This window comes from Verminephrobacter aporrectodeae subsp. tuberculatae At4 (assembly GCF_000193225.1).
GTDB lineage: Bacteria > Pseudomonadota > Gammaproteobacteria > Burkholderiales > Burkholderiaceae_C > Acidovorax > Acidovorax aporrectodeae.
On the sequence record NZ_AFAL01000843.1, the window covers coordinates 1 to 1322 of the forward strand.

The following is a 1322-nucleotide window of genomic DNA, read 5'->3' on the forward strand; positions in this document are numbered from 1 at the left end:
GCTGTCCTGGATGCCGTCGTTGTTGCCGTCGCCGGGGGCGGAGCCCTTGGGGCCGATGGCCTGATTTTCCTGCGCGTCGGGCACGCCGTCGTGGTCCGCATTGGACGTGCCGGGGTCGTGTTCCGGCGCGGGCGTGGGTCCGGGTCCGGGCGCGGGGGCCGGTGCGGGCGTGAAGTTGTACACGGTCTGGTTGTGCAAGTCCACCGCGGCGTTGCCTGCCGCGTCCTGTATCGCGTTGTCGCCAGTCGCCGGCTTGGTGTAGCTGAGCGTGAGCTTCTCGCCATTGGCCACGGCGCGGCTCAGCGTCAGCGTGATGGTCTTGCCCGTGATGGCAACGTCGCTCACGCTGATGGCCGCAGCGCCGGGACTGCTCAGCGCAAACGCCGATGCGGGCGTGGTGTGGTTTGCGTTCAGGTGGTTTGCATCGGCGTAGTGGAGCTCCAGCTGGTTGCCGTTGACCGAGGCGTCGATGAACAGCGGGGCCGCGGTGTCTGCTTGCGCGGGCGTGTCGTTCTTTACCTCCTGGTCGCTGAAGTTCACTGCGTCGTTGCTGGCAGCGTCCTGCACCACGGCGCCGGATGCCGGCTTGGTGTAGCTGAGCTTCACCGTCTCCACGCTGGTCACGGCGCGGCTCAGCGTCAGGGTGACGGTCTTGGCCACCCCGTTCACCACGGCGCTGCTCACGGTAATGGCCGTGCCCGTGCTGCTGCTCACCGTAAAGCCCGCGTTGCCCGCGAGCGCTGCCGCGTCCAGGGTGCCCGCTTCGGTGTACGTGATCACCAGCTGGTCGCCGGTGACCGTGGCGCTGTGGAACAGCGGGGGCGTGGTATCCCGGGTGTCCACGGCGTAGTTGGCGCTCGTGGCCTCACCCACGCCGGGGTTGCCAGCGTTGTCGCTCACCTTGGCGAGGTCTGCGTTGATGACATTCACCGGGGCGTTGACGTTGGCCGTGGGCGTGAAGGTGGCTGTCCAGACCGTGCGCTCGGCGTTGGCCGTGGGCGTGCTCAGTGTGCCGTTGGTGCACGTGATGTCGCTGGCGTCAAAGCCGTTGACGGGCTCGGTGAAGGTGAAGCTGACTGTTGTGCTCTCGCCCGCGGTGAGCGCGCGGTCGGTGATCCTGATGGTGGCGTTGAGCCCCTCGTTGGGCACCCGGGGTGTGTTGTTCGCCACCGCCTGGCTGTTGAAGTCCGCCGCGTCGTTGCCCGCAGCGTCCTGCACCACGGCGCCGGATGCGGGTTTGGTGTAGCTGACCTTTACCGTCTCAGCCGGGGTCACGGCGCGGCTCAGCGTGAGCGTGACGGTCTTGGCCGCCCGTTCACCAC

1 protein-coding gene is annotated in these 1322 nt (G+C 67.9%); it reads right to left on the reverse strand.

What is annotated here, in order from left to right:
- A partial coding sequence (locus VTU_RS29565; protein WP_010108983.1) for a SwmB domain-containing protein occupies positions 1 to 1322 on the reverse strand: 1322 nt, incomplete at both ends.